Genomic DNA, 26,997 nt, shown 5'->3' on the forward strand with positions numbered 1-26,997 from the left:
GCTCGCAAAGGCGGCGCATGTTACACCGCCCGAACGTGCGTTTGAATTTCCATCGAGCAGGAGAAGCCCCATGAGCAAACGTGTCCTGATTCCGATCGCCGACGGTTCCGAGGATCTCGAAGCCGTCACCCTGATCGACGTGCTGCGCCGCGCCGACCTCGACGTCACCGTCGCCAGCGCCGAGGAACGGCGCATGCTGACCTGCGCGCGCGGCACGCGGATCACCGCCGATGCCATGCTGCTCGACGTGCTGGCGCAGGATTTCGACCTGATCGTGCTACCCGGCGGCATGCCCGGCGCGCAGACGCTCGGCGAGCTGGAGCCGCTGGCCGAGCGCGTGCGTCAGCAGGCGGCCGGCGGTCGCGAGTTCGCCGCGATCTGCGCCGCGCCGGCGGTGGCGCTGCATGCCTACGGCGTGCTCAAGGGGCGCCGCGTCACCTGCTATCCGGGCATGAGCGACAGGCTGAGCGGCAGCGTGTTCGTCGATCAGCCGGTGGTGGTCGATGGCAACTGCATTACTAGCCAGGGCCCGGCGACCGCGCTGGAGTTCGCTCTGACGCTGGTCGAGCGCCTGGTCGGCAAGACCCGGCGCCGCGAAGTGGCGGCAGACATGCTGGTAGCCGGCTAACCCTTGATCGCGCGCAGGATGACGAACTTGGGCGTCGCCGCGACCTGCTCGACCCGCCCGTAGAGGCGCTTGAGCTTGAGGTGATAGCCCAGGTGGCGGTTGCCGACGATCCACAGCTCGCCGCCCTGGCGCAGCGCGGCCTTGGCCTGGGTGAACATGCGCCAGGCGAGGAAATCGCCGACCACCTGCTGCTGGTGGAACGGCGGATTGCACAGCACCAGGTCCAGCGAGGCCGGCGGCTGCTCGGCGAGGCCATCGCCGGCACGAATCTCCACCGGGCGCTCGCCGTGAATGGCCTGCCAGTTTTCCCGCGCCGACTGCACGGCCATGTAGCTCTCGTCCACCAGCGTCAGTTCGGCCTGTGGGTTGTTCAGCGCATAAATGATGCCGAGTACGCCGTTGCCGCAACCGAGATCGGCCACGCGCAGCGCGCCCAGCGCCTTGGGCAGATGCGGCAGGAAGGCGCGGGTGCCGATATCCAGGCCTTCGCGGCAGAACAGGTTGGCGTGGTTGAGCAATTCGAGTTTCGGCTGATCGAGCCGGTAACGAGTCGGGTAGGGCGAGATGGGCACCGGCCGTTGCGCGGGCGTGGCGGTGAGCAGGCGCGCCTTCTTCACCGCCAGCGAGGCCTGCACCGGGCCGATGTACTGCTCCAGCAGATCGCCGGCGGCGCGCGGCAGGTGCTTGATCATTGCTGCGGCGATCACCTCGGCGTCTGGCGCCAGTTGGCCGTGCAGGCGGATCAGCTGTTCTTCCAGCAGGGCCAGGGTCTTCGGCACGCGAATCAGCACCAGATCGAACGGACCCTGGGCCACTTCGTTGGCCGGGACGAAGCGCACGCGCTCGGCCGGCATCCCGTTGCGCGCCAGGTTCTTCTGCAGCGCCAGATGGGCCAGATGCGAGTCGCCGCTGCTGGTCACGTCGACATGCGCCGCCAGGGCGCAGGCCAGCGCGCCGAAGCTGTCGTTGAGGATCAGCACCCGCGTGGTCGCCGGCAGGGCGCGCGGATGCAGCTCGGCGAGCAGGTATTCGTCGGCGGCATCGAAGGCCTGCAGCGGCTCGTTCGGTTGCTCCGGCTGGCGGATCAGATCGAGGCGGGCGTAGGGCGTGTCGAGAATAGGCATGAGAACTGGCGGTGTTTGTCGGCGTCGGAAAGGAGTATCAAGGCGTTACGGACGCTGCGTGCGGCAGGTCCGACAGAGGCTCGGAGGGAGCGAAGTATGACCGCCAGCGAAGAGAAGTTCACCCGCCAGCGCCTGCTCGAGGTGCAGACGCTGACGCCCAGCCTGTTCACCCTGCGCACCAGCCGCGATCCGGGATTTCGTTTCAGCGCCGGCCAGTTCGCCCGCCTCGGCGTGCGTAAGCCCAGCGGCTGCATTGTCTGGCGCGCCTATTCAATGGTCTCGGCGCCGCACGACGAGTTTCTCGACTTCTTCTCCATCGTCGTGCCGGACGGCGAGTTCACCAGCGAATTGAGCCGACTCAAGGTCGGCGACGAGCTGCTGATCGACAAACAGGCCTTCGGCTTCCTGACCCTGGACCGCTTCCCCGATGGCCGCGACCTTTGGTTGTTGGCCACCGGCACCGGCATCGCGCCGTTCCTGTCGATCCTGCAGGATTTTCAGGCCTGGCAGCGCTTCGAGCGCATCATCCTCGTCTACAGCGTGCGCGAAGCGCGCGAGCTGGCCTATCAGCAGCTGATCGCCGAACTGCCACAGCGCGAGTATCTGGAGGGGCTGGGGTCGAAGCTGCTGTACTTGCCGGTGGTCACCCGCGAACAGGTGCCTGGCGCCCTGCACGCGCGCATCACCACGCTGATCGAGAGTGGCGAGCTGGAGCGCGCCGCCGATCTGCAGCTGACCCCCGAGCATTCGCGCATCATGCTCTGCGGCAATCCGCAGATGATCGAGGACACCCGCGCCGTGCTCAAGTCACGCGACCTCAACCTGGCGCTGACGCGCAAGCCAGGGCAGGTGGCGGTGGAGAACTACTGGTAAGCGGAGCGCCGCCCGGCCGCAGGGGTGGAAAAGACCTGTGACCTGCTCATGCGTAGGGTGGATGGCCGAAGCCATCCACGCGCAACACCCTTCCCGCGCATGTGCCGCGTGGAAAATCGCTGCGCGAGTTTTCCACCCTACGGACAAGTCCGGCCCCCAAACGAAAAGCCCCCGCCGGACAACCCGGCGGGGGCTTTTCTTGTTGCGTGCAGCCTGGGGCTTGCGGTAGCGGTTACACCACGCCCTGGGCCAGCATGGCGTCGGCAACCTTGACGAAGCCGGCGATGTTAGCGCCCTTGACGTAGTTGATCCGGCCGTCCGCTTCCTCGCCGTAGGCGACGCAGGCGTGGTGGATCGACTGCATGATGCTGTGCAGCTTGGTGTCCACCTCGCCGGCGCTCCAGTGCAGGCGCATGGCGTTCTGGCTCATTTCCAGACCCGAGCAGGCCACGCCGCCGGCGTTGGAGGCCTTGCCCGGTGCGTAGAGGATGCCGGCCTCGAGGAACAGGTCCACGGCTTCCAGCGTCGACGGCATGTTGGCGCCTTCGGCCACGCAGATGCAGCCGTTCTTCAGCAGCGTGCGGGCGTCGTCGCCGTCCAGTTCGTTCTGCGTGGCGCACGGCAGCGCGATGTCGCACGGCAGGCTCCACGGACGCTGGTCGGCCAGGTAGGTGACGCCGAAGTGCGCGCCCATTTCTTCCAGGCGGCCGCGACGGACGTTCTTCAGGTCCATCAGGTAGTCCCACTGCTCGCAGGTCATGCCATCCGGGAAGTGCAGGGTGCCGCCCGAATCGGACAGCGAAACCACGTGGCCGCCCAGCTCCATGACCTTCTGCGCGGCGTATTGCGCGACGTTACCGGAGCCGGAGATGGAGACACGCTTGCCCTCGAAGCCGCTCTGGATGTTCTTGAGCATTTCCTGGGCGAAGTACACGCAGCCGTAGCCAGTGGCTTCCGGGCGGATCAGGCTGCCGCCGTAGGCGAGGCCCTTGCCGGTCAGCACCGAGGTGAACTGATTGGACAGACGCTTGTACTGGCCGAAGAGGAAGCCGATCTCGCGGCCGCCGACGCCGATGTCACCGGCCGGTACGTCGAGATCCGCACCGATGTGGCGGTACAGCTCGCTCATGAACGACTGGCAGAAGCGCATCACTTCGTTGTCGCTCTTGCCCTTCGGGTTGAAGTCCGAGCCGCCCTTGCCGCCGCCCATTGGCAGCGAGGTCAGGGAGTTCTTGAATACCTGCTCGAAGGCGAGGAATTTCAGCACGCCGATGTTGACCGACGGGTGGAAGCGCAGGCCGCCCTTGTACGGGCCGATGGCGCTGCTCATCTGGATACGGAAACCGCGGTTGACCTGCACGCGGCCCTGATCGTCGATCCACGGTACGCGGAACATGATGGCGCGTTCCGGCTCGACCATGCGTTCGAGGATGCCGGCCTGCATGTAGCGCGGATTGGCTTCGAGGAAAGACCAGAGGCTACGGACGACCTCTTCTACGGCCTGATGGAATTCTGGCTGATGGGGGTCGCGCTGCTTGAGCCGGGCGAGAAAGGCATCAACGGTTTCGATCATTTTTGGGCCCTCGGCGACCGTGTGCGGCCGTCATTAAAAATTTTTTGGCGGGCGACTTTAGCAAACCTGATTCGTTCCATGAAAGTGCGACGTACATCGCGATGCGCCGAAGCGGTGCAAAACGCATCCTGTTCGCCGATTTTGAGTGCACTATATTGGTGCATTCGCGGCGGAGTGCCCGATGGGAATTGGCCTGGAGCGGGGTTCGTCGTCGTTCGCTGTGCGCGAAAATGTCGCAGGCAAAAAGGCGGAGAGGCTGCTAGCGAGCGCCATTTTGGCGCACCCGAAGTTCGCCGGACAAAAAAACGGAGCCTTGCGGCTCCGTCGTGCACCATTATTGTGCGAGCTTCTTGTACTTGACCCGGTGCGGCTGCGAAGCGGCGTCGCCGAGGCGCTTCTTGCGGTCGGCTTCGTAGTCGCTGTAGTTGCCTTCGAAGAACACCACGCCGCCGTCGTCCTCGTAGGAGAGGATGTGGGTGGCCACGCGGTCGAGGAACCAGCGGTCGTGGGAAATGACGATGGCCGAGCCGGGGAAGTCCAGCAGCGCCTCTTCCAGCGAACGCAGGGTTTCCACGTCGAGGTCGTTGGACGGTTCGTCGAGCAGCAGCACGTTGGCGCCCTGCTTGAGCGTCAGCGCCAGGTGCAGGCGGCCGCGCTCACCGCCCGAGAGGTCCTTGACGAACTTCTGCTGGTCGGCGCCCTTGAAGTTGAAGCGACCGACGTAGCTGCGCGACGGTACCTCGTAGTTGCCGATGCGGATCTGGTCCAGGCCGTCGGAAACCGCTTCCCAGACCGTCTTGTTGCCGTCCAGGTCATCGCGGCTCTGGTCGACGCAGGCCAGCTGCACGGTTTCGCCGATCTCGATGCTGCCCGAATCCGGAGTTTCCTTGCCCATCAGCATGCGGAACAGCGTGGACTTGCCCGCGCCGTTGCCGCCGATCACGCCGACGATGGCGCCTTTCGGCACGCTGAAGGAGAGGTCGTCGATCAGCACGCGATCGCCGTAGCCCTTGCGCACGTTCTTCAGCTCGATGACCTTGTCGCCCAGGCGCGGGCCGGCCGGGATGTAGATCTCGTTGGTCTCGCTGCGCTTCTGGAATTCCTGCGACTGCATTTCCTCGAAGCGCGCCAGACGGGCCTTGGACTTCGACTGGCGGGCCTTGGCGCCCTGGCGCACCCACTCCAGTTCCGCCTTCATGGCCTTCTTGTGCGCCGACTCCTGCTTGGCTTCCTGCTCCAGGCGCGCGGCCTTGGCTTCCAGCCACTGCGAGTAGTTGCCCTCGAACGGGATGCCCTGGCCACGGTCGAGTTCGAGAATCCAGCCGGCGACGTTGTCGAGGAAGTAGCGGTCGTGGGTGATCGCCACCACGGTGCCGGGGAAGTCGTGAAGGAAATGTTCCAGCCAGGCCACCGAGTCGGCGTCCAGGTGGTTGGTCGGTTCGTCCAGCAGCAGCATGTCCGGCGCCGACAGCAGCAGGCGGCACAGCGCCACGCGGCGCTTTTCGCCACCGGACAGGTGGCCGACCTTGGCGTCCCAGGCCGGCAGGCGCAGGGCATCGGCGGCAACTTCCAGCTGGCGCTCCAGGTTATGGCCATCGGAGGCCTGCAGGATCGCTTCGAGTTTGGCCTGCTCGGCGGCCAGCGCATCGAAGTCGGCATCCGGCTCGGCGTAGGCGGCGTAGACGGCGTCCAGGCGCGCCTGGGCGTCCTTGATCACGCTGACCGCTTCCTCGACGATCTCGCGCACGGTCTTCTCGGGATCGAGCTGCGGCTCCTGCGGCAGGTAGCCGACATTGATGCCCGGCATGGCGCGAGCTTCGCCGTCGAACTCGGTGTCGACGCCGGCCATGATGCGCAGCAGGGTGGACTTACCGGCGCCGTTCAGGCCGAGCACGCCGATCTTGGCGCCCGGGAAGAACGACAGGGAAATGTTCTTGAGGATCTCACGCTTCGGCGGAACGACCTTGCTCAGCCGGTGCATGGTGTAGACGTATTGAGCCATGAAAACGATGCCCGTGACGGTGATGAAGAGACTCGAACCGGCTGCGCGAAGCCGCGTAGCCGGGGCGCGCTTAAAGGGCGCAACGCTACCCGAATGCACCGGGCAGGGCAAACCGCGGCGCCCGGCCGGGGCGGCGCCTGACGGCAGCCGCGCTCATCTTGTGCATGACCGGCGCTCATACCCGTCGTGCGGCGGATTGGGGTAGAATCCGCCGCTCTATTTTTACCGCCAGCTGACTTCAGAGGACTGCCATGTTCAGCCGTGACTTGACCATCGAACGCTTCGACGCCGAACTCTTCGCTGCCATGCAGCAGGAAGCCCAGCGTCAGGAAGACCACATCGAGCTGATCGCCTCGGAGAACTACACCAGCCCGGCGGTGATGGAAGCCCAGGGTTCGGTGCTGACCAACAAGTACGCCGAAGGCTACCCGGGCAAGCGCTACTACGGCGGTTGCGAGCACGTCGACGTGGTCGAGCAGCTGGCCATCGACCGCGCCAAGCAGCTGTTCGGCGCCGACTACGCCAACGTCCAGCCGCACGCCGGTTCCCAGGCCAACGCTGCTGTCTACCTGGCGCTGCTCAGCGCGGGCGACACCATCCTCGGCATGAGCCTGGCCCACGGCGGCCACCTGACCCACGGCGCGTCCGTGTCGTCCTCCGGCAAGCTGTACAACGCCGTGCAGTACGGCATCAACGACCAGGGCCTGATCGACTATGACGAAGTCGAGCGTCTGGCCGTTGAGCACAAGCCGAAGATGATCGTCGCCGGCTTCTCCGCCTACTCGCAGAAACTCGACTTCCCGCGTTTCCGCGAAATCGCCGACAAGGTCGGTGCCTACCTGTTCGTCGACATGGCCCACGTGGCCGGTCTGGTCGCCGCTGGCGTCTACCCAAACCCGGTGCCGTTCGCTGACGTGGTCACCACCACCACCCACAAGACCCTGCGCGGCCCGCGCGGCGGCCTGATCCTGGCGAAGAAGAACGAGGAGATCGAGAAGAAGCTCAACTCCGCAGTCTTCCCGGGTGCCCAGGGTGGCCCGCTGGAGCACGTCATCGCCGCCAAGGCGGTGTGCTTCAAGGAAGCCCTGCAGCCCGAGTTCAAGGCATACCAGCAGCAAGTGGTGAATAACGCCCAGGCCATGGCCGAAGTGTTCATCCAGCGCGGTTTCGACGTGGTGTCCGGTGGCACCCAGAACCACCTGTTCCTGCTCTCGCTGATCAAGCAGGACATCACCGGCAAGGACGCGGATGCCGCTCTGGGCCGCGCCTTCATCACCGTGAACAAGAACAGCGTGCCGAACGACCCGCGTTCGCCGTTCGTCACTTCCGGTCTGCGCATCGGCACCCCGGCGGTCACCACCCGTGGCTTCAAGGAAGCCGAGTGCCGTGAACTGGCTGGCTGGATCTGCGACATCCTCGACAACATGGGCGACGAGTCCGTGGTCGACGCGGTGCGCGCCAAGGTCCAGGCCGTCTGCGCCAAGCTGCCGGTATACGGCAAGTAAGATTCGCGCGCTGCAATGAAGAAACCCGGCCTCGGCCGGGTTTCTTTTTGTCTGCAGGAAATGCCTCGGAATCAGATCGGCGGTGCGCAGGGCGGGCTAGCTGCGTGCGGCTTGGCCCGGTTCGCGCCACCCGCCGGCCAGCCATCCGTAGCGCAGAACGGTGGACAAGGCTGCGCCGTTGTCCACCCTACGCCTGTACTGCGGCGAAGCCGGCGCGGATCTCGGCTTCCGGCAGGTTGTCGCCGATGAACACCAGCACGCTGCGCCGCGCCTCGTCTTCGGCCCATTCGGCGTCCCAGTCGAAGCCGTACAGCCTGAGCACGCCCTGAAACACCAGTCGGCGCGGCTCGCCAGCCACCTCCAGCACACCCTTGTAGCGCAGCAGCGCATTGCCGTGGCGCTCCAGCAGGTCTTCCATGAAGGCGCTCAGGCGCTGCATGTCCAGCGGGCGCTCGCTGTGCAGTACCAGTGTGGCGATGCGGTCCTTGCTGGTCGCCGGCAGCAGCGGCCGCAGCGCCGGCGCCGGGGCGATGTCGGCGTTGAGGTTGAAGCCGCGGATATCGAGCAGTTCGGCCAGTTCGATGCGCCCGTGCTCGACGATATGGATCGGCGCGCGGCGGTTGATCCGCTGCAGGCGCTGGCTCAGCGCCTCGACGGCCGGGGCTTCGACCAGGTCGGTCTTGCTCAGCAGGATACGGTCGGCAAAACCGACCTGCGCCTGGGCGATGGATTCCTGCAGATGGCGCTCGGCATTGGCCGCGTCGACCAGGGTGATGATGCCGTCGAGCACGTAGCGCTCGCACAGCTCATCGCCGGCGAAGAAGGTCTGCGCCACCGGCGCCGGATCGGCCAGGCCGGTACATTCGATGACCAGGCGCTCGAAGGCCAGCTCGCCGCTGTCCAGCTTGTCCAGCAGCAGATACAGCGCCTTCTCCAGCTCGACATGGATCGAACAGCAGACGCAGCCGTTGGCCAGGGTCAGCAGCTCGACGGGCTCACTGCCGAGCAGCTGGCCGTCGATAGGCGTCTCGCTGAACTCGTTCTCGATCACCGCCAGCTTCAGGCCATGCTCGGCCTGCAGCATGTGCCTGAGCAGGGTGGTCTTGCCGGCGCCGAGAAAGCCGGTCAGCACGGTGACCGGGATGGGGGCTTGCGACATGAAGGCACTCCTCGCAACGAAACGCGCCACGGCAAGGCGTGGCGCGGGGAATCAATGGCGGGACGGGCATCTGCCGTAGGGTGGACAACGCCGCCGGCTTGTCCACCGCTACTCTGTGGCCAATGGTGGACAACGCTACGCGGTCGTCCACCCTACCCCAGGTCAACAGCAGCGGATCGGCCGCCCCTTGCCACCGCCATAACGAGCATCCTGGCGCTCGCGGAAGAACGCCTCGTAGCTCATCACCGGCTGGTCCGGGTGGGTGCTGCGCATGTGCTCGAGGTAGGTGTCGTAGTCGGGCATGCCGACCAGCATGCGCGCGGCCTGGCCGAGGTACTTGCCCATGCGGCTGAGGTCGTTGAACACGGCGGTGCTCCTCTTGCAATGATGGCCGGGCGCCTCGCGGCACCCGGCACGGCTGGGGTCAGGCGCTGGGCATGCCCTCGAAGGGCATTTCCTTGTCCGTGCGCTCGCTGCGAATCCAGGCGGCGCGGCCAACCTTCAACGCGTAGAACAGGATACTGAACACCACCACCAGGAACAGCACGGTCAGACCGGCGTTGGTGTAGGCGTTCATGATCACGTTCTGCATCTGCCCGAGGTCCTTGGCCGGCGCCAGTACCTGACCGGCGTCGAGCGCGGTGCGGTACTTGTCGGCCAGGGCGAGGAAGCCCACCGCCGGGTTGGCGTCGAACAGCTTGATCAGGCTGGCGACGGTGGTGCAGATCAGCAGCCACAAGGCCGGCAGCAGGGTGACCCAGACATACTGCTGGCGCTTCATCTTGATCAGCACCACGGTGCAGAGCATCAGCGCGATGCCGGCGAGCATCTGGTTGGAAATGCCGAACAGCGGCCACAGGGTGTTGATGCCGCCCAGCGGGTCGATCACGCCCTGGTACAGCAGGTAGCCCCACAACGCCACGCAGCCGGCGGTGGCGACCACGTTGGCCGTCCAGGAGTCGGTGCGCTTGAGCGCCGGGATGAAGTTGCCGAGCAGGTCCTGCAGCATGAAGCGCCCGGCACGGGTGCCGGCGTCCACCGCGGTGAGGATGAACAGCGCCTCGAACAGGATCGCGAAGTGGTACCAGAACGCCATGGTGTTCTCGCCTGGCAGCACCTGGTGGAGGATCTGCGCGATACCCACGGCGAGCGTCGGCGCGCCGCCGGCGCGGTTGAGGATGCTGCTCTCGCCGATGTCGCGGGCCACGCCTTCCAGCGCTTCCGGGGTGATGGCGAAGCCCCAGTTGCTGACCGCCGCGGCCACGCTGGCGACGTCGGCACCGACCACTGCCGGCGGGCTGTTCATGGCGAAGTACACGCCCGGCTCGATCACCGAGGCGGCGACCATGGCCATGATGGCGACCATCGACTCCATCAGCATGCCGCCGTAACCGATGTAGCGGGCATGGGTTTCGTTGGCCAGCAGCTTGGGCGTGGTGCCCGAGCTGATCAGCGCGTGGAAGCCGGAGACCGCGCCGCAGGCGATGGTGATGAACAGGAACGGGAACAGCGCGCCCTTCCACACCGGGCCGGTGCCGTCGGTGAACTGGGTCAGCGCCGGCATCTTCAGTTCGGGGGCGAGGATCAGGATGCCGACGGCCAGCGCGACAATGGTGCCGATCTTGAGGAAGGTCGACAGGTAGTCACGCGGCGCGAGGATCAGCCATACCGGCAGCACTGCGGCGACGAAGCCGTAGCCGACCAGCATCCAGGTGATCTGCTCGCCGGTGAAGGTGAACACGCCAGCCCAGTACGGATCGGTGGAAATCTCCCCGCCGAGCCAGATCGAGCCGAGCAGCAGCGCCACGCCGATGATGGAGATCTCGCCGATACGGCCCGGACGCAGGTAGCGCATGTACACGCCCATGAACATGGCGATCGGGATGGTCGCCATCACCGTGAACATGCCCCACGGGCTGTGCGCCAGCGCCTTCACCACGATCAGCGCGAGCACCGCGAGGATGATGATCATGATCAGGAAGCAGCCGAACAGCGCGATGGTGCCGGGGATGCGCCCCATCTCCTCGCGCACCATGTCGCCCAGCGAACGGGCGTTGCGGCGCGTGGAAAGGAACAGAACCATGAAGTCCTGCACCGCACCGGCCAGCACCACGCCGGCGATCAGCCAGAGCGTGCCGGGCAGGTAGCCCATCTGCGCGGCGAGTACCGGGCCGACCAGCGGGCCGGCGCCGGCGATGGCGGCGAAGTGGTGGCCGAACAGCACGTGCTTGTTGGTCGGCACGAAGTCCAGACCATCGTTGTTGAGCACGGCGGGGGTGGCGCGGGTGGGGTCCAGCTGCATCACCTTGGTGGCGATGAACAGGCTGTAGTAGCGGTAGGCGACCAGATAGATCGCCACGGCGGCGACCACGATCCAGAGTGCGTTGATGGCTTCGCCGCGACGCAGTGCGACGACACCGAGGGCGACGGCGCCCAGCACTGCGAGGGCGAACCAGGCGAGCTGGCTGACCAATCGGTTCATAGAGTTTTCTCCCGCCGTCGACTGTAGGGTCTGCGGCGTCATTGTTATTGGGCATGGTGAATGCGCGCGCCTCGGGCGAGCCTTGCTACTATCGCCACAACCTGCAATCGCCGGTATTCGCAGTACTACTCAGCGTGGCTACGTAGATTTACGTAGGCGCGTCGCGAGCCCCCGACCCAGCGCATCCGCGCATTCCGATTCGCGAGACGTCCCATGCAGCTCAAGCACAAGATCGTTGCCCTCGGCATCCTGCCGCTGTTGCTGGCGGTGGCGATCATCTGCGCGCTGGTGCTGCTGCAGAACCAGCGGCTCGGCGAGCAGCAGGTGCAGCTGATCGAGAGCGCCATCCTGTCCAGCAAGCAGGCCGAGCTGAAGAACTACGTGGCGATGGCGCTGAGCGTGATCGCACCGCTGCACGATGGCGGGCGCGGCGACGCCGCGGCGCAGAAGCAGGCGCTGGATGTGCTGGGCAAAATCAGTTTCGGCGAGGATGGCTATCTGTTCGTCTACGACGACCGCGGCCGCAACCTGATGCATCCGCGCCAGGCGGAGCTGGTCGGCCGCGATCTCTGGCACATGACCGACATCCACGGCCTGCCGGTGATCCAGGCGCTGCTCAAGAGCGCCATGAGCGGCGACGGTTTCCAGCGCTACTCCTGGCGCAAGCCATCGAGCGGGCAGGAAACCGACAAGCTGGCCTACGTGACCATGCTTGACGGCTGGGGCTGGATGGTCGGCACCGGCATTTATCTGGAAGACATCGAGCGGGCCACCCGGCAGGTGCGCTCGGAGGTGGCCAGCGGTATCCGCGCGACGATGATCGCCATCGCCGGGGTCACGCTGATCGTGGTGCTGGTGGTGTTCATCGGCAGCCTGATGCTGAGCATCAAGGAGCACCGTCTGGCCGACCGCAAGCTGCAGGCACTCAACCAGCGCCTGCTCAGCCTGCAGGAGGACGAGCGCTCGCGGGTGTCGCGCGAGCTGCACGACGGCATCAGCCAGCTGCTGGTGTCGATCAAGTTCCAGTTCGAGCTGGCCGCCCACCAGCTGCAGCGCGGCGCCAGCGGCGGGCTGGACAGTCTTGAGCAGGCCATCGAACGGCTCGGCGGCGCCATCGGCGAGGTGCGGCGCATCTCCCACGATCTGCGTCCCTCGCTGCTCGACACCCTCGGGCTGTCGGCGGCCATCGGCCAGTTGGCCACGGAATTCGAGCAGCGGTGCGGATTGACGGTGGTCTGCCGTCAGCAGCTGGGCGATGCGCCGCTGCCCGACGCGGTGGCGGTGGCGCTGTTTCGCATTGTTCAGGAAGCGCTGACCAATATCGAACGGCATGCCCGCGCCAGCCTGGTTCAGATCGACCTTGCGCCGAGCGTCGATGGCGTGCAGCTGCAGGTGCGCGACGACGGCATCGGCTTCGACCCGCGCACCATCGAGCGCATGCCCGGCGGCATCGGCCTGCGCAACATCCGCGAGCGGATCGAGCACCTCGGCGGACAACTCAGTCTTTCGTCCAGCTCTGAGGGCAGCGCGATGCATGTAGTATTGCCGGTCTCGGCGAGCTGAGCCGCGAGCCACCGCCTGCCAGAAGAGTCGCCCATGAATTCCGGCACCCCGATCCGCATAGCCCTCGTCGATGACCACACGCTGGTGCGCGACGGCATTCGCGCGCTGCTGGCCGTGATGCCGCAGATCGAGGTGGTCGGCGAGGCGGACAGCGGCGCCGCGGCGCTCGAACTGCTCGAACAGGTACAACCGGACCTGCTGCTGCTGGACATCGGCCTGAAGGACACCAACGGCCTGGAGCTGACCCGGCGCCTGTGCCAGCTGTACCCGCGGCTGCAGGTGCTGATGCTGAGCATGTACGACAACCTCGAATACGTGCGCAGTTCGATCCATGCCGGTGCGCGCGGCTACGTTCTCAAGGATTCCTCCGCGCGGGAGATCATCGCCGCGATCGAAGCGGTTGCCGCCGGCGGCACCTTCTACAGCGCGGAGATCACCCGTCGACTGGCCGAACAGCGGCAGGACGCCGCCGCGCACAACCTCACCCCGCGCGAGGAGCAGATCCTGCAGATGCTTGCCCGCGGTCTGGACAGCAAGGCGATGGCGCGCGAACTGGCGATCAGCGTGCGCACCGTGGAAACCCACCGGCTGAGCATCCGCCGCAAGCTGAACATCGATGGCACGGCGGCGCTGATCCGGTATGCGCTGAGCATCGCCCCGCGCTAGGCATCAGGCGCCGCACAGCGGTGCCCCGGCGAACCGCGTAGACTGCAGCGAACCGCCCGCCCCGGAGCCTTCCATGTTCAAACGTGCCAACGGCGTCCTGCTGCCACCTCCGCTGATCTATCTGCTGTTCCTCGCCGCCGCCTGGGCGCTCGACGGGTTGCTGCCGCTCGGGCTGCCGCAGACGCTGTGGACGCACTACCTCGGCTGGGGGCTGATTGACGCCGGTGTGGTGCTGATGCTCTGGGCCGGCTTGCTGATGCTCTGGCGGCGCACCACGGTCAATCCCTACGGCACGCCGGCGAAGCTGCTGGAGGAGGGGCCGTTCCGCGTCTCGCGCAATCCGATCTACCTGGCCGACAGCCTGATCTACGCCGGCATCGCGTTGCTGTGGGGCACGCTGTGGCCGTGGCTGCTGTTGCCGCTGCTGATCCTCACCATGCAGCGCGGGGTGATCGTCCACGAGGAGCGCCTGCTGAACGAGCTGTTCGGCGATGCTTACCGCGACTATTGCCGGCGCGTGCGCCGCTGGTTGTGACGACGTGCGCCGGCGCGGCTGTCTATAGTGATTCCAGGTTTTGCGGAGTGATTTTCTGATGACTGATTCCCCCAGCGATCGTCGGCGCTTCCAGCGCATCGAGTTCGACGCCACCACCGAGCTGCGCCAGGGCGAGCGGTGCTGGCCGGTGGAGCTGCATGATCTGTCGCTCCGTGGCCTGCTGGTGCGCCGGCCGCAGCAGTGGGACGCCGACGCCGCGCAACCGTTTCAGGCGCGGGTGCGGCTGTCCGGCGACGCGGAGGTGCGCATGGAGGTGACGATGGCCCACGAGGAGGGCGAGCTGATCGGCTTCGCCTGCCAGCACATCGACCTCGACTCGATCGCCCACCTGCGCCGGCTGGTCGAACTCAACCTCGGCGACGAGACGTTGCTGGAGCGCGAGCTGGCGGCGCTGGGCGGTTTCTAGCTGTCACTCGAACAGCGCGTCGAGCGCCTGTTCCAGACGCGTCACTGCGATGATCTGCAGCCCGGTCGGCGCCTCCTTCGGCGCGTTGCCCTTGGGGACGATGGCGCGCTTGAAGCCGTGCTTGGCGGCCTCCTTCAGGCGCTCCTGACCGCTCGGCACCGGGCGGATCTCGCCGGACAGGCCCACCTCGCCGAATACCAACAGATCGGTATCCAGCGGCCGGTTGCGCAGGCTGGAGATCACCGCGGCCATCAGCGCCAGATCCGCCGCGGTTTCCAGTACCTTCACGCCGCCGACCACGTTGATGAACACGTCCTGGTCGTAGGTCGGGATGCTGCCATGGCGATGCAGTACGGCCAGCAGCATGGCCAGGCGGTTCTGGTCGAGGCCCAGGGTGACGCGGCGCGGGTTGGCCAGGTGGCTGGTGTCGACCAGAGCCTGCACCTCCACCAGCATCGGCCGGGTGCCTTCCCAGGTGGCCATCACCACGCTGCCCGGCACCGCCTCCTGGGCGCGGGTGAGGAATATCGCCGAGGGGTTGGTGACTTCCTTCAGGCCCTTGTCGGTCATGCCGAACACGCCGAGTTCGTTCACCGCGCCGAAGCGGTTCTTCACCGCGCGCAACAGGCGCAGGCGGCCGTCGGACTCGCCCTCGAAATAGAGCACCGTGTCGACCATATGCTCGAGCACGCGCGGCCCGGCCAGGGCGCCTTCCTTGGTCACGTGCCCGACGAGGAAGATCGCCGTGCCGCTCTGCTTGGCGTAGCGCACCAGCAGCGCCGCGCTCTCGCGCACCTGGGCGACGCCGCCGGGCGCGGACTGCAGCTGCTCGGTGAAGATGGTCTGGATCGAGTCGATCACCATCACCTTGGGCTTTTCCAGCCGGGCGGTGGCGATGATCGACTCGATGCAGGTTTCGGTCATCACCTTGAGTTTGTCCTGCGGCAGGTCCAGGCGGCGCGCGCGCATCGCGACCTGCTGCTGGGATTCCTCACCGGTGACGTACAGTGCCGGATAGCGCTGGGCGATGGCGCACAGGGTCTGCAGCAGGATGGTCGACTTGCCGATCCCGGGGTCGCCGCCGATCAGCACCACCGAGCCGTCCACCAGGCCGCCGCCGAGCACGCGGTCCAGCTCGCCGGAGGCGGTGGAGAAGCGCGGCACTTCCTCGACGCTGACTTCGGCCAGCGTCTTGATGTTGGCCTGATCACCGGCCCAGCCGGCACGCCCCGACGCTGCGGGAGCGGCCTCGACGACGGTTTCCACCAGCGTGTTCCAGGCGCCGCAGTCGCCGCATTGGCCGGCCCACTTGGGGAAGGTCGAGCCGCATTCGGTGCAGCCATACATGCGCTTGGCCTTGGCCATGGGAAACTCCGCGTGGGGCAAATGGAGTCGCATGATAACGGCTGACTTGATTGCCATCAGCCACAAGCGGCGCAGCAGCCGTCAGACTGTAAACAAATCGAACGGGAGTGAGCGCCATGCGTCATCTGTTGTTTCTGCACCTGCTGGGCGCCAGCGTCTGGGTCGGCGGCCATCTGGTGCTGCTGTTCGGCGTGTTGCCCAAGGCGCTGCGCCAGCGCGACCCGCAGCCGGTGCGCAACTTCGAGCAGATCTACGAGCGTATCGGCATTCCGGCGCTGCTGATTCAGATCGTCACGGGCTTGTGGATGGCCAGCCTGTGGCTACCGCATGCGCAGTGGTTCGGCGCGACGCCGGCGGCGCAGCTGATCCAGGCCAAGCTGGTGCTGCTCGGGCTGACCGCAGTGCTGGGCGTGCACGCGCGGCTGGCGCTGATTCCCAAACTCGACGCGCAACGTTTGCCGCAACTGGGCGCGCATATCGTGCTGATCACGCTGACAGCCGTGGCATTCGTCTGGGTTGGCGCGGGATTCCGCTTCGGCGGGCTGTTCTGACCGACGGCAGAAACAAAGAAGCCCGCGAATGCGGGCTTCGTGACGATCTGTCGGGCTTCAGCCGCAGCAGCCGCCGCAGCAGCTGCCACCGGCGCGCTTGAGGTCGCGGGCGATGTCGTCTTTCAGATTCACACGCTCCTGCTTGAGGGCGTTCAGCGCGGCATCGTCGAGGGTTTCGACGCCGTCTTCGACGCGGCAGATGCGCTTGTCCAGCGCTTCGTATTCATCGGCCTTGCGGGCGAAAACCGGATCTTCCTGACGCAGTTTCTGCAGCTGCTCGCGCTTTTCGGGGAAATCCTTGACCAGGGGGTGGTGTTCAACGTGCATGGAACTGCTCCGGGATGTACAGGGAAGTGCTACCTTAGCCGCGCCTCCGTGTTACTCGGTTGACGGCGATCAAGCGATTGCCGCGGCGCTGGCGACGCGCGACGAACGCGCGGTTGGTGTGGTCGACTCCCGACCGAACGCCTATGCTCTAGGACGGGCCTCGGCCGTCGCGGAGCGGCGCGCATGCTGGCACTTCTTCCTCAGCTAAGGATTTCTCATATGAGCCTGATCAGCGAATTCAAGGCGTTCGCCATGCGCGGCAATGTGATCGACATGGCCGTCGGTATCATCATCGGCGCCGCGTTCGGCAAGATAGTCTCCTCCTTCGTCGACGGAGTGGTCATGCCGCCGCTGGGGCTGCTGATCGGCGGCGTGGATTTCTCCGATCTGGCGATCGTGCTCAAGGAGGCGGTCGGCGAAACCCCGGCGGTGCTGCTGCGCTACGGCGCGTTCATCCAGACGGTGGTGGATTTCCTGATTGTCGCCTTCGCCATCTTCCTGGCGATCAAGGCGATGAACTCGCTGCGTCGCAAGGAGGCTGAAGCGCCCGCCGCGCCGCCGGCGCCGACCAAGGAGGAGCTGCTGCTCACCGAGATCCGCGACCTGCTGCGTGAGCAGAACCGCAACCAGCCCTGAGCGCATTCGCGCTGACCGAACGCCCTGCACCTGCAGGGCGTTTTCGTTTTAGCACCGCTCAGGCGGCGATCAGTCGCCTGAGCCAGTCCAGCAGCACGCGTGGCAGCAGCTCCGGCTTGGGCAGCAGGGCGTACTGGTGCACGCCGAACACGGCCGGCAGGTAGCTGGCGGCCTGACGGTCGATGGTCAGGCAGAACGGCCGGATGCCCTGCAACCGAGCCTCGGTGATCGACTGGCGCAGGTCCTCGACGCCATAGCGGCCTTCGTATTCGTCGACATCGTTGGGCTTGCCATCGGAGAGCAGCAACAGCAGCCGGTGCGTCGCCGGCTGCTGCATCAGCAGGCTGCTGGCGTGGCGGATGGCGGTGCCGGCGCGGGTGTAGTGCTCCGGTTCCAGCCCGGCAATGCGCCGGCCGACGCTTTCGCCGTAGCGCTCGCCGAAGGCCTTGAGGCTGCGCACCGTCACTGCGTTCGGTCCCTGACCGGAGAAGCTCTGCACGCTGTAAGGCTCGCCCAGCCCGTCGAGCGCCAGGCACACCAGCAGCAACGCCTCGCGCTCGACGTCGATGACCCGGCGGTGATTGCTCAGCCAGCCGTCGGTGGAGCCGCTGGCATCGACCAGCAGCATGATCGCCAGGTCATGCTGCTGCAGTCGCTGCGTCTGGTACAGCGCCTGCGGCATGCTCAGGCCGGCGCGGGCCTCGGCGAGGCCGTCGAGGTAGGCGTCCAGATCCACCTCGTCGCCATCCAGCTGACGGCGCAGACGCAGGCGCCGTGCGCTGAGCTGCTCGAACTGGCGGCGGATGGTCGCCAGCATGCTGCGATGGCGTTCGAGCGTCTGTTCGATCCACTGCTGCGGTCCGGGCGGCGCCGGCAACAGCAGCACCTGCGCGCCGGGATGGCGGTAGCTGCGGCTGCGGTAGTCCCACTCCGGGTAGCGCAGGGCGGCGGTGGCGTTCGGTGTGTCGCGCGTGCAGCGCGCGCGCGGCTCGGGTGGATCGTCGGACAGCAGGACTTCCTTCGGGCTCCCGGGGCTGACCACCAGTCGCGCCTCGTTGAGCTCGCTGAGCGAGTCGGCGAAGTCCTCGGCCGCGGTCGCCTCGTCGCGATCACTGGGGCGCTGCATGCCGAGCGGGTCCTCGGCATGTTCCAGCGGAGGCGAAGGCTGCACCATCCAGATGCCCGGCTGAGTGTCGTCGTCCTCGTCATCGGCGGCCTCGCGCACCTGCGGCCGACGCGGCAGGCGAGCGCTGCGCGGTGGTGCGGCGGCGGGGTCCGGTGCGGTCGTCGTCGCATCGAGCGGATCCAGCCGGGACGGTGCGCGCAGCTCGCCGGTCCACAGGTCGGGCAGCAGCGTGGCGCCAGCCGGTTCGCCGTGTGGATAGAGACGGGCCGCCAGCCGTGCCGCTAGCTGCAACGCCTGATGGCCGTCGAAGCATGTGGGCAGCTCGTCGGGCGCAGCGTCGCTTGGCGACTGCAGCAAGCGGCGCAGGAATGCTTCCAGCGGCTGGCGCGCGGCACTGAAGCGGGCCAGCGGCGGCCGCGCGGCCAGCAGCTGGTTGCGCTGCTGCTGTATGGCAGCGCGCAGGCCCGGCAGCTGCGCGATCAGGTGCGTATCCGCCGCCCAGGCTTCGAGCAGCACGAACAGGCTGCGCTGCAGCGGAGATTCGATGCGTTGCACAAGCGCCGCCGCGCCGCGCCGCGCGCGCACTGCCTGTTGCAGGGCGAGGGTGCGGTACAGCGTGCGGGCGTCGGCCGGATCGGCCGTGTCCAGGCGTGCCGGCAGCCAGATCGTGCGGCCATCGGTGGCCGGCACGGCGTGCTGTAGATAGGGCGCCTCGACGCGGCGGAACAGTTTCTCCAGCAACGTAGGTGGCGCCGGCGGCTGCGCCGCGCGCAGGGTGAAGCGTTGGCCGAGGCTGGCATGCAGCAGCAGGTCGAGGTGGTCGGCGACGTCCGCCAGGGTCGGCCGCGCCGGTGCCGCCGATTCACGCCGCCGGCGCCAGAGCGCCTGAACGTAAACGGTGGCGTGGCGGGCAACGTCGGTTACGACGTCTTCGGCTTCGGCCATCAGACGAACGTCAGCTCGACCAGCTCGCGCATGGCGCCGACCAGCGCGGGGTCGTCCGACAGCGGGGCGATCAGCGCGACATTGCAGGCGCTGCGCAACGCGACGCCGCTGCCGATCAGGCGGGCCGTGGCGATCAGCAGGCGGGTGCTGGGCAGCTCCGCCAGGCCGCGATCCTGCAACGCGCGCAGGCGCCCGGCGAGGCTGACCAGCGCGCGTGCGGTAGGCGCGTCGATAGCGCCTTCGCGCTCGACGATGGCGGCCTCGCGGTCGGCATCGGGAAAATCGAACTCCAGTGCGACGAAGCGTTGACGGGTGCTGGGCTTGAGGTCCTTGAGCATGCGCTGGTAGCCCGGGTTGTAGGACACCACCAGTTGGAAGCCTGGCGCCGCCTCGAGGGTTTCGCCGGTCTTGTCCAGCGGCAGGATGCGCCGGTAGTCGGTCAGTGGATGCAGCACGACAATGGTGTCCTGGCGCGCCTCGACCACTTCGTCGAGGTAACAGATCGCGCCCTCGCGCACCGCGCGGGTCAGTGGGCCGTCGATCCAGCGCGTGCCGTCAGTGCCGATGAGGAAGCGTCCGAGCAGATCGCTGGCGGTCATGTCGTCGTGGCAGGACACGGTGATCAGCGGCCGGCCGAGGCGCCAGGCCATGTGCTCGACGAAGCGTGTCTTGCCACAGCCGGTCGGCCCTTTGAGCATCACCGCCAGCTGGCGCGCGTGGCACTGCTCGAAGACCTGCACCTCGTCGGCATTCGGTTGGTACCAAGGCTCGGCGGTCGGAAACGGGAGGCGTTCGCCGCGCGGCATGGGCGAGACATTCATGTCGGTCACAGTACGTGCCGCGCCGGAGCGTTGGTCGGCTGCACCTCATTCGTCTCGACCTCGATCCGTCGCGGGTGGCGGAAGAAGTCATAGATGAACAGGCCGACGCCGGTGGCGAAGATCGAGGCGGTGGCCACCAGCATGAGGAAGTGGATCTGGATCTTCAGCTGCGTATCCAGATACCCCATGCCGAGGATGCGTTCCAGATAGACCTGGCCGATGCCGGCAGTGGCGAACGACAGGGTCATGCCGAACATGCCGGCCAGCTGCAGCCAGAACGCCCAGTAGCCGATGGTGCCGCCTTCCTCTTCGCGGCCGCGGGTCAGCGACGGCAGGGCATAGACGATCATCGCCATCACGATCATCGCGTAGGCGCCGTAGAACGCGGCATGGCCGTGCATGGCGGTGATCAGCGTGCCGTGGGTCCACTTGTTGACGCTGGGGAAGGTGTGGGCAAAACCCAGCAGGCCTGCGCCGAACAGGGTGAACACCGCGCTGCCGAGGGTCCAGTGCAGCGCCAGCTTGTTCGGATGCGCCAGGCCCGAGCGGCGCATGGCGTAGTAGGCGTACATCGCCATGCCGATCAGCGCCAGCGGCTCCAGCGCGCTGAAGAAGCCGCCGAGCGGCAGCCAGTAACCGGGTACGCCGACCCAGTAATAGTGGTGCGCGGTGCCGAGTATGCCGGCGATGAACACCAGGCCGACAATCACGTACAGCCACTTCTCCATCACCTCGCGATCGGCGCCGGACAGGCGGATCAGCAGGTAGGCGAGGAAGCCGCCCTGGATCATCTCCCACACCCCTTCGACCCACAGGTGAATGGTCCACCAGCGGTAGTAGATCGACACCGTGTAGTTCTCGTAATGCAGCAGGGCCGGCAGGTAGAGCACCGCGGCGCTGGCCAGACCGAGCAACAGCACGCCCTCGGTAGTGGTGAAGCGGCCGGACTTCTTGATCGTCATGCCGATGTTGTAGAGGAAGATCAGCATGCAGATGACGATGACGATCTTGTGCGGCAGTGGCTGCTCCAGCAGCTTGTTGCCGGTGCCGAAGCGGAACAGGTAGCCGATGATGGCGCTGACGCCCATCACCACCCACAGGCCGAGCTGGATGTAGGCCAGCTTGGTGCTGTGCAGCTCGCTGCGCGATTCGTCCGGGACCATCCAGTAGGTGGCGCCCATGAAGCCGGTGAGCACCCAGACGATCAGCAGGTTGGTGTGAATCACCTTGGTGACGTCGAAGGGCAGCAGGTTCAGCAGCGGATCGGGGCCCAGGTATTTCGCTGCCGAGAGCAGGCCGAATACCAGTTGCAGGCCGAACAGCACCATTGCGACGGCGAAATACCAATAAGCGACGGACTGTGATTTGTAGCGCATAGCCTGACCTCTACAAGTGTCGTCCCGCGGCAGCTGCCGCTGTTATTTGAATGTCGCGAGGTACGCGACCAGTTGGTCGAGCTGCTCGTCGGTGAGCGACTGGGCGTAGGTATTCGGCATGAACGAGGTGCCGCCCGCCGAATACATGTCGCCCGGATGCAGATAGGTGCTGGGGGAGACGATGGACTCGCGGATGTACGCCTCGATGCTGTCGGCGCTGCCTTTGTAGTCCGCCGAGGCCATCGTCTGTTCGGCTCGCGAGGCGAGGCCCGCCAGCGTCGGCCCGGCCAGGTTCACCCCCGGCGCGATGGAGTGGCAGGCATTGCAGGCCGGGCTGGCGGTGCGGAACAGCGCCTCACCCTTGGCGATCGGATCCTCGGCGCCGCCGATCGGGCGTGCTCCCGGCGGCAGCGCGGCGTCGGCCTTGCCGGGCCCGGAAGCGTCCTGCTGCGCCAGCGTCAGGTCGGTGCCGGGAATCGACGAGCCGGTGACCAGAATCGGTCGCGGCGGCCAGCCTTGGTTGTCGACGTTGGCGACCCAGTCGAAGAAGGCGATCAGCGCGGCGATTTCCTCGTCGCTGAGGTTCTGGTTGGGCATCAGCCGGCGATGGCGCTGTTCGTCGTAGAACCTGCCTGGGTCCTTGAGAAAGGCGGTGAGGTAGGGCGCGCCGCGCAGCTGGGAAATCTTCGTGAGGTCTGGCGCGTAATAGGCGCCTTCGCCAAACAGGGTGTGGCAGTTGATGCAGTTCTTCGCGTGCCAGACGTCCTTGCCGCGAGTCACCTCGGGGGTGATGGTCTCGGCGTTGGTCAGCTTGGGAAACTGCCGGTGGCTGTCCACCGTGAGGCCGAGGAAGACCACCGTGGCGATGGCGGTGGAGATGACGGCGAAGGAGCGGGTTTGTCGTTTGTTCATTGAGATGCCTCAACGGCCGTCACACGCCGATGCCTGTCCAGTGGGTGATACCGATGCCGCCGGCGTACAGAATGGCAACCAGCATCAGCGCGAGGACCACGAAGCTGAGTATCCGTAGAGCTCTTTCCAAGGCCGCATTCCTCTGTGGAGTGACGTGGTGGGGGAAGTCCGGTGCTTGCGGCCGACGCGATCAGGGCGGTGCCGGCACGCGCAGGATGGTCACCAGCGTGACCGTATCGGTGATGGCCTGTAAGGCATGCTCGGCCTGGCCGGCCAGATAGATCATGTCGTTGGCGTGCAGCGTCTGCCGGCGCCCGTCGGCCTGGACCTCGATGCTGCCTTGCAGGCAATGGATGGTGATGGAGCCCGCCACGGCGTGGCTGGGAACGAGATGCCCGGCATTGAGCACCAGACGCATGACCTCCAGCTCGGGCGTACTGACGAGGGCTTGTGACTTGAGTTCGGGAAGCTGGTCTGCGCGCAGCAGATGGATCACTTCACCGGATCGGGCATGCTTCAGAGCCATGAGCGACATTCACTTTGGTCATGTCTTGCTCGAGGCTAGTAGAGGTATCCGGGGTTGTCCAACCAGCCGGACGAGGGGTGCCGTTGCGCCCAGGGCGATCCCGATGCGTCTGCGTCGGGATCGCAGAGCCGCTTACTCGGGCTTCGGTGTGCTGGCGGTGCTTGCCGGCAGCAGCGGATAGGCGACTTGCGGCTGCTCGCCGGTGAGGCTGTGGAGGAAGGCGGTGATCGCACCGACCTCATCTTCGGAGAGCTGGCGGCCGAGCTGGCTGTCGCCCATGATCGCCACCGCCTGTTCCAGTTCCCAGACCTCGCCACTGTGGAAGTACGGCGGCGTCAGGGCGATGTTGCGCAGTGGCGCGGCGCGGAACACGTATTCGTCGTTGGCGGTGTTGGTCACGGCGAAGCGGCCCTTGTCGCCGGTCGGCAGGATCTCCGCACCCGGCTTCTTGATCACGCCGAACGGGAAGTAGCTCTGGCCGCCCAGGTTGACGCCGCTGTGGCAGGCGCTGCAGCCGACGTCCATGAACAGCGCGAGGCCTTTCTTCTGCTGATCATCCAGAGCCTTGTCCTCGCCCTTGAGGAAGCGGTCGAACGGCGAATTCGGCGTGGTCAGGCTGACCTCGAAGGCCTCCAGCGCGTAGGCCATGTTGTCGAAGCTGACCGGGTCTTCGTCGTTGGGGAAGGCCTTGCTGAACTCGGCGACATACTCCGGGATGCTCTTGAGCGTGGCGACGACGCGCTCGGGCGTGCTGTTCATTTCGACGCTGGCTTGCACCGGGCCCTTGGCCTGTTCCTGCAGGTCCTTGGCGCGTCCGTCCCAGAACTGCGCGGCGTTGAATACCGCGTTGAGCACGGTCGGCGAGTTGCGCGGGCCTTTTTGCCAGCCGTGGCCGATGGAGGTCGGCACGTTGTCGCTGCCGCCGATGCTGAGGTTGTGGCAACTGTTGCAGCTGATGATGTGACTGCTGGATAGGCGCGGATCGAACCACAGCTTGTGGCCGAGCAATGCCTGGTTCTCGCTGACGGTCTTGCCGCGAACTTCGGTGACCTTGGCTGGAATCGGCTTGAAGACGGCGTTGGCGCGCTCGCGCAGCTCGTCGGCATGCGCCGCGGCGGAAAAAAGTAGGCTGCTAAGCAACAGGGCGTGAGAGGGACGCATCACGATAGGTCTCCTTGTTTGGGAAGGCTCTAGCAAGCCCCTTTCAGCGGCGCGGACGGTTGACCTGAATCAAACCGACGGGGACATACGGCTGCGACCAAGTGTGTCGGCGTGTGACAACGTGGTTCGGGTTCGCCTGTTCGTGCGATCGCGGACGCGGCTCGGCCCGAAGCACCGACGCTGCAGCCGGCAGCCTTGCGGCGTGTCCGTGGCGACGCCAGAATGGCGGCATCAATCGTGGCCCGCGTGCCATCCTCAAGGATTCCCGATGTCTGAAAATATCGCGGCCGGGCTGCGCCTGGCACCCGATGCGCTGACCCGTCCGTTCGACCCCAGCCAGTTCAACTTCACCAACACCGACGAGCTGGAGCCGTTCCTCGGCGTGCTTGGCCAGGAACGGGCCGTCGAGGCGTTGCAGTTCGGCGTGGCGATGCCGCGCCCCGGCTATAACGTCTACGTCATGGGCGAGCCGGGCACCGGTCGTTTCTCCTTCGTGCGCCGCTATCTGCGCGCCGAAGGCAAGCGCCTGCAGACGCCGGCCGACTGGCTGTACATCAACAATTTCGACGAACCGCGCGAGCCGCGTGTGCTCAAGCTGGAGCCGGGCAGTGCGGCGGCCTTCATCGCCGACATCAACCAGCTGATCGACAACCTGCTGGCGACCTTTCCGGCGGTGTTCGAGCACCCGAGCTTTCAGCAGAAGAAGAGCGCCATCGATCGCGCGTTCAATCAGCGCTACGACAAGGCGCTGGACATCATCGAAAAGCTCGCACTGGAGAAGGAGATCGCGCTGTACCGCGATGCCAGCAATATCGCCTTCACCCCGATGAAGGATGGCAAGGCGCTGGACGAAGCCGATTTCGCCCTGCTGCCCGAAGCCGAGCGCGAGCGCTACCACAACGATATTTCCGCGCTGGAGGTACGCCTGAACGAGGAGCTGGCCAGCCTGCCGCAGTGGAAGCGCGAGTCGACCAATCAGCTGCGCCTGCTCAATGACGAAACCATCAGCCAGGCGTTACAGCCGCTGCTGGCGCCGTTGTCGCAGAAGTATGCGGAGAACGCCGGGGTCGAGGCCTATCTGCAAGCGGTGCAGGTCAACCTGCTGAAGACGGTGGTCGAGCAGTTGGTGGACGAGAATCGCCCGGAAGCGCAGAGCCGGGTGCTGCTGGAGGAGCAGTACAGCCCGAGTCTGATGGTCGGCCACAGCCTCGACGCCGGTGCGCCGGTGGTCTTCGAGCCGCATCCGACCTACGACAACCTGTTCGGCCGCATCGAATACAACACCGATCAGGGCGCGCTCTACACCAGCTACCGGCAATTGCGCCCTGGTGCGCTGCATCGCGCCAACGGCGGCTTTCTCATGCTCGAGGCGGAGAAACTGCTCGGCGAACCCTTCGTCTGGGAGGCGCTCAAGCGTGCCCTGCAGTCACGCAAGCTGAAGATGGAGTCGCCGCTGGCCGAGCTCGGTCGTCTGGCCACGGTGACGCTGACGCCCGAAGTGATTCCGCTCAACGTCAAGGTGATCATCATCGGCTCGCGGCAGCTGTACTACACGCTGCAGGACCTGGACCCGGACTTCCAGGAGATGTTCCGGGTGCTGGTGGACTTCGACGAGGACATCCCGCTGGCCGAGGACAGCCTCGAGCAGTTCGCCCAACTGCTCAAGACCCGCACCTCGGAGGAGGGCATGGCGCCGCTGAGCGCCGCCGCGGTGGCGCGGCTGGCGACTTACAGCGCGCGGCTGGCTGAGCACCAGGGGCGGCTGTCGGCGCGTATCGGCGATCTGTTCCAGCTGGTCAGCGAGGCCGACTTCATCCGTCAGCTGGCCAAGGACGCGGTGACGGACGTCGGCCACATCGAACGTGCGCTGAAGGCCAAGGCGACGCGCACCGGCCGGGTGTCGGCGCGCATCCTCGATGACATCCTCGCCGGCGTGATCCTGATCGACAGCGAAGGCGCGGCCATCGGCAAGTGCAACGGGCTGACGGTACTGGAGGTGGGCGATTCGGCGTTCGGCATGCCGGCGCGCATTTCCGCCACCGTCTATCCAGGCGGCTCGGGCATCGTCGACATCGAGCGCGAGGTTAACCTCGGCCAGCCGATCCACTCCAAGGGCGTGATGATCCTCACCGGCTATCTCGGCAGCCGCTATGCGCAGGAGTTTCCGCTGGAGATCTCGGCGAGCATCGCGCTGGAGCAGTCCTATGGTTATGTCGACGGCGACAGCGCCTCGCTGGGCGAGTGCTGCGCGCTGATTTCCGCGCTGTCGCGCACGCCGCTCAAACAGTGTTTCGCCATCACTGGCTCGATCAACCAGTTCGGCGAGGTCCAGGCGGTTGGCGGGGTCAACGAGAAGATCGAGGGCTTCTTCCGCCTCTGCGAGGCGCGCGGGCTGACCGGCGAGCAGGGCGTGATCATTCCTTTCGCCAACGTCGCTACGCTGATGCTCGACGAGCGGGTACTCGAGGCGGTTCGCTGCGAGCGCTTCCACGTCTACGCGGTGCGTCAGGTCGATGAGGCGCTGTCGCTGCTGGTCGGCGAGCAGGTGGGCGCAGCGGACGAGCAGGGGCGCTTTCCGTCCGGCAGCGTGAATGCGCGCGTGGTGGAACGGCTGCGCGATATCGCTGCCATCGATCTGGAAGATGACGACAAGCCGGAAGAGGGTCGCCCGGCTGGCGCGAAGGCGCCGGAGGAAGAAGGCAAATAGATGGCAC

24 protein-coding genes are annotated in these 26,997 nt (G+C 66.2%); 10 read left to right on the forward strand and 14 right to left on the reverse strand.

The window, feature by feature from the left end; genetic code table 11:
• The first annotated feature begins 70 nt into the window (after window positions 1–70).
• The gene (locus NAV27_RS05585; protein WP_102827669.1) at window positions 71–628 is read left to right on the forward strand and encodes a DJ-1 family glyoxalase III; all 558 of its coding nucleotides are present in this window, start codon (window positions 71–73) and stop codon (window positions 626–628) included.
• Here the strand turns inward: NAV27_RS05585 and NAV27_RS05590 are convergent.
• Complete coding sequence (locus NAV27_RS05590) at window positions 625–1,752, reverse strand: methyltransferase (RefSeq protein ID WP_102827668.1); 1,128 nt, start codon at window positions 1,750–1,752, stop codon at window positions 625–627. The genes NAV27_RS05585 and NAV27_RS05590 overlap by 4 nt on opposite strands.
• Window positions 1,753–1,848: 96 nt before the next feature.
• On the opposite strand from NAV27_RS05590, the gene NAV27_RS05595 reads away from it, so the two are divergent.
• The gene (locus NAV27_RS05595) at window positions 1,849–2,625 is read left to right on the forward strand and encodes a ferredoxin--NADP reductase (protein ID WP_008569851.1); all 777 of its coding nucleotides are present in this window, start codon (window positions 1,849–1,851) and stop codon (window positions 2,623–2,625) included.
• A 232-nt stretch (window positions 2,626–2,857) separates the two neighbouring features.
• On the opposite strand, the gene gdhA is transcribed toward NAV27_RS05595, so the two are convergent.
• Both gdhA and ettA read right to left on the reverse strand, forming a co-directional pair.
• Window positions 2,858–4,198: an NADP-specific glutamate dehydrogenase gene (gene gdhA / locus NAV27_RS05600; RefSeq protein WP_043298022.1), complete on the reverse strand. Its 1,341-nt coding sequence runs from the start codon at window positions 4,196–4,198 to the stop codon at window positions 2,858–2,860.
• A gap of 334 nt (window positions 4,199–4,532) precedes the next feature.
• The gene (gene ettA, locus NAV27_RS05605) at window positions 4,533–6,200 is read right to left on the reverse strand and encodes an energy-dependent translational throttle protein EttA (protein WP_054093481.1); all 1,668 of its coding nucleotides are present in this window, start codon (window positions 6,198–6,200) and stop codon (window positions 4,533–4,535) included.
• A gap of 251 nt (window positions 6,201–6,451) precedes the next feature.
• On the opposite strand from ettA, the gene glyA reads away from it, so the two are divergent.
• Window positions 6,452–7,705, forward strand: a complete 1,254-nt coding sequence (gene glyA / locus NAV27_RS05610) for a serine hydroxymethyltransferase (RefSeq protein ID WP_008567462.1) — start codon at window positions 6,452–6,454, stop codon at window positions 7,703–7,705.
• A gap of 187 nt (window positions 7,706–7,892) precedes the next feature.
• On the opposite strand, the gene yjiA is transcribed toward glyA, so the two are convergent.
• The 3 genes from yjiA to NAV27_RS05625 all read right to left on the reverse strand — a co-directional run bounded on the left by yjiA (window position 7,893) and on the right by NAV27_RS05625 (window position 11,346).
• Window positions 7,893–8,864 carry a GTPase gene (gene yjiA, locus NAV27_RS05615; RefSeq protein WP_102827667.1) on the reverse strand — a complete coding sequence of 324 codons (972 nt, stop codon included), beginning with the start codon at window positions 8,862–8,864 and terminating at the stop codon, window positions 7,893–7,895.
• A 162-nt stretch (window positions 8,865–9,026) separates the two neighbouring features.
• Window positions 9,027–9,230 (reverse strand): YbdD/YjiX family protein, encoded by a 204-nt coding sequence (locus NAV27_RS05620; RefSeq protein ID WP_003288055.1) that lies wholly within the window; start codon window positions 9,228–9,230, stop codon window positions 9,027–9,029.
• A gap of 58 nt (window positions 9,231–9,288) precedes the next feature.
• Entirely contained in the window at window positions 9,289–11,346 is a 2,058-nt protein-coding gene (locus tag NAV27_RS05625) for a carbon starvation CstA family protein (RefSeq protein WP_102827666.1), read from the reverse strand.
• A 213-nt stretch (window positions 11,347–11,559) separates the two neighbouring features.
• On the opposite strand from NAV27_RS05625, the gene NAV27_RS05630 reads away from it, so the two are divergent.
• The 4 genes from NAV27_RS05630 to NAV27_RS05645 all read left to right on the forward strand — a co-directional run bounded on the left by NAV27_RS05630 (window position 11,560) and on the right by NAV27_RS05645 (window position 14,537).
• A complete protein-coding gene (locus NAV27_RS05630) occupies window positions 11,560–12,909 on the forward strand; it encodes a cache domain-containing protein (RefSeq protein WP_102827665.1) in 1,350 nt (449 codons plus the stop codon).
• A gap of 33 nt (window positions 12,910–12,942) precedes the next feature.
• A complete protein-coding gene (locus NAV27_RS05635) occupies window positions 12,943–13,575 on the forward strand; it encodes a response regulator (RefSeq protein ID WP_102827664.1) in 633 nt (210 codons plus the stop codon).
• A gap of 73 nt (window positions 13,576–13,648) precedes the next feature.
• Window positions 13,649–14,110, forward strand: coding sequence for a methyltransferase family protein (locus tag NAV27_RS05640; RefSeq protein WP_102827663.1), 462 nt, complete (start codon window positions 13,649–13,651; stop codon window positions 14,108–14,110).
• A 58-nt stretch (window positions 14,111–14,168) separates the two neighbouring features.
• Window positions 14,169–14,537 (forward strand): PilZ domain-containing protein, encoded by a 369-nt coding sequence (locus NAV27_RS05645; RefSeq protein ID WP_008567455.1) that lies wholly within the window; start codon window positions 14,169–14,171, stop codon window positions 14,535–14,537.
• Between the two features lie 3 nt (window positions 14,538–14,540).
• Here NAV27_RS05645 and radA read toward each other — a convergent pair whose 3' ends face one another.
• On the reverse strand, window positions 14,541–15,902 hold the full coding sequence (gene radA, locus NAV27_RS05650; protein WP_077682600.1) for a DNA repair protein RadA: 1,362 nt from the start codon (window positions 15,900–15,902) through the stop codon (window positions 14,541–14,543).
• Window positions 15,903–16,018: 116 nt separating this feature from the next.
• On the opposite strand from radA, the gene NAV27_RS05655 reads away from it, so the two are divergent.
• Window positions 16,019–16,453 (forward strand): CopD family protein, encoded by a 435-nt coding sequence (locus NAV27_RS05655; protein WP_043298011.1) that lies wholly within the window; start codon window positions 16,019–16,021, stop codon window positions 16,451–16,453.
• Window positions 16,454–16,510: 57 nt separating this feature from the next.
• Here NAV27_RS05655 and NAV27_RS05660 read toward each other — a convergent pair whose 3' ends face one another.
• Complete coding sequence (locus NAV27_RS05660) at window positions 16,511–16,780, reverse strand: HP1242/YdcH family protein (RefSeq protein WP_008567452.1); 270 nt, start codon at window positions 16,778–16,780, stop codon at window positions 16,511–16,513.
• Between the two features lie 219 nt (window positions 16,781–16,999).
• On the opposite strand from NAV27_RS05660, the gene mscL reads away from it, so the two are divergent.
• Entirely contained in the window at window positions 17,000–17,416 is a 417-nt protein-coding gene (gene mscL / locus NAV27_RS05665) for a large-conductance mechanosensitive channel protein MscL (protein ID WP_077682601.1), read from the forward strand.
• 58 nt (window positions 17,417–17,474) lie between these two features.
• Here the strand turns inward: mscL and NAV27_RS05670 are convergent, their stop codons facing one another.
• The 6 genes from NAV27_RS05670 to NAV27_RS05695 form a co-directional block, all read right to left on the reverse strand.
• Window positions 17,475–19,487, reverse strand: coding sequence for a nitric oxide reductase activation protein NorD (locus NAV27_RS05670; protein ID WP_102827662.1), 2,013 nt, complete (start codon window positions 19,485–19,487; stop codon window positions 17,475–17,477).
• Entirely contained in the window at window positions 19,487–20,308 is an 822-nt protein-coding gene (locus NAV27_RS05675; RefSeq protein WP_284692205.1) for a CbbQ/NirQ/NorQ/GpvN family protein, read from the reverse strand. The genes NAV27_RS05670 and NAV27_RS05675 overlap by 1 nt, the downstream gene beginning before the upstream one ends.
• Before the next feature lie 5 nt (window positions 20,309–20,313).
• Window positions 20,314–21,684 (reverse strand): cbb3-type cytochrome c oxidase subunit I, encoded by a 1,371-nt coding sequence (locus NAV27_RS05680; protein WP_043298007.1) that lies wholly within the window; start codon window positions 21,682–21,684, stop codon window positions 20,314–20,316.
• 42 nt (window positions 21,685–21,726) lie between these two features.
• Entirely contained in the window at window positions 21,727–22,596 is an 870-nt protein-coding gene (locus NAV27_RS05685; protein WP_043298006.1) for a c-type cytochrome, read from the reverse strand.
• 190 nt (window positions 22,597–22,786) lie between these two features.
• Window positions 22,787–23,122: a cupin domain-containing protein gene (locus tag NAV27_RS05690; protein ID WP_232249073.1), complete on the reverse strand. Its 336-nt coding sequence runs from the start codon at window positions 23,120–23,122 to the stop codon at window positions 22,787–22,789.
• A 132-nt stretch (window positions 23,123–23,254) separates the two neighbouring features.
• Window positions 23,255–24,283 (reverse strand): cytochrome-c peroxidase, encoded by a 1,029-nt coding sequence (locus NAV27_RS05695; RefSeq protein WP_102827659.1) that lies wholly within the window; start codon window positions 24,281–24,283, stop codon window positions 23,255–23,257.
• 268 nt (window positions 24,284–24,551) lie between these two features.
• Between NAV27_RS05695 and NAV27_RS05700 the strand changes: the two genes are divergently transcribed.
• Window positions 24,552–26,990, forward strand: coding sequence for a Lon protease family protein (locus tag NAV27_RS05700; protein ID WP_102827658.1), 2,439 nt, complete (start codon window positions 24,552–24,554; stop codon window positions 26,988–26,990).
• Window positions 26,991–26,997 lie beyond the last annotated feature (7 nt).

The organism is Stutzerimonas degradans (assembly GCF_024448505.1).
In the GTDB taxonomy this organism is placed as follows: Bacteria; Pseudomonadota; Gammaproteobacteria; order Pseudomonadales; family Pseudomonadaceae; genus Stutzerimonas; species Stutzerimonas degradans.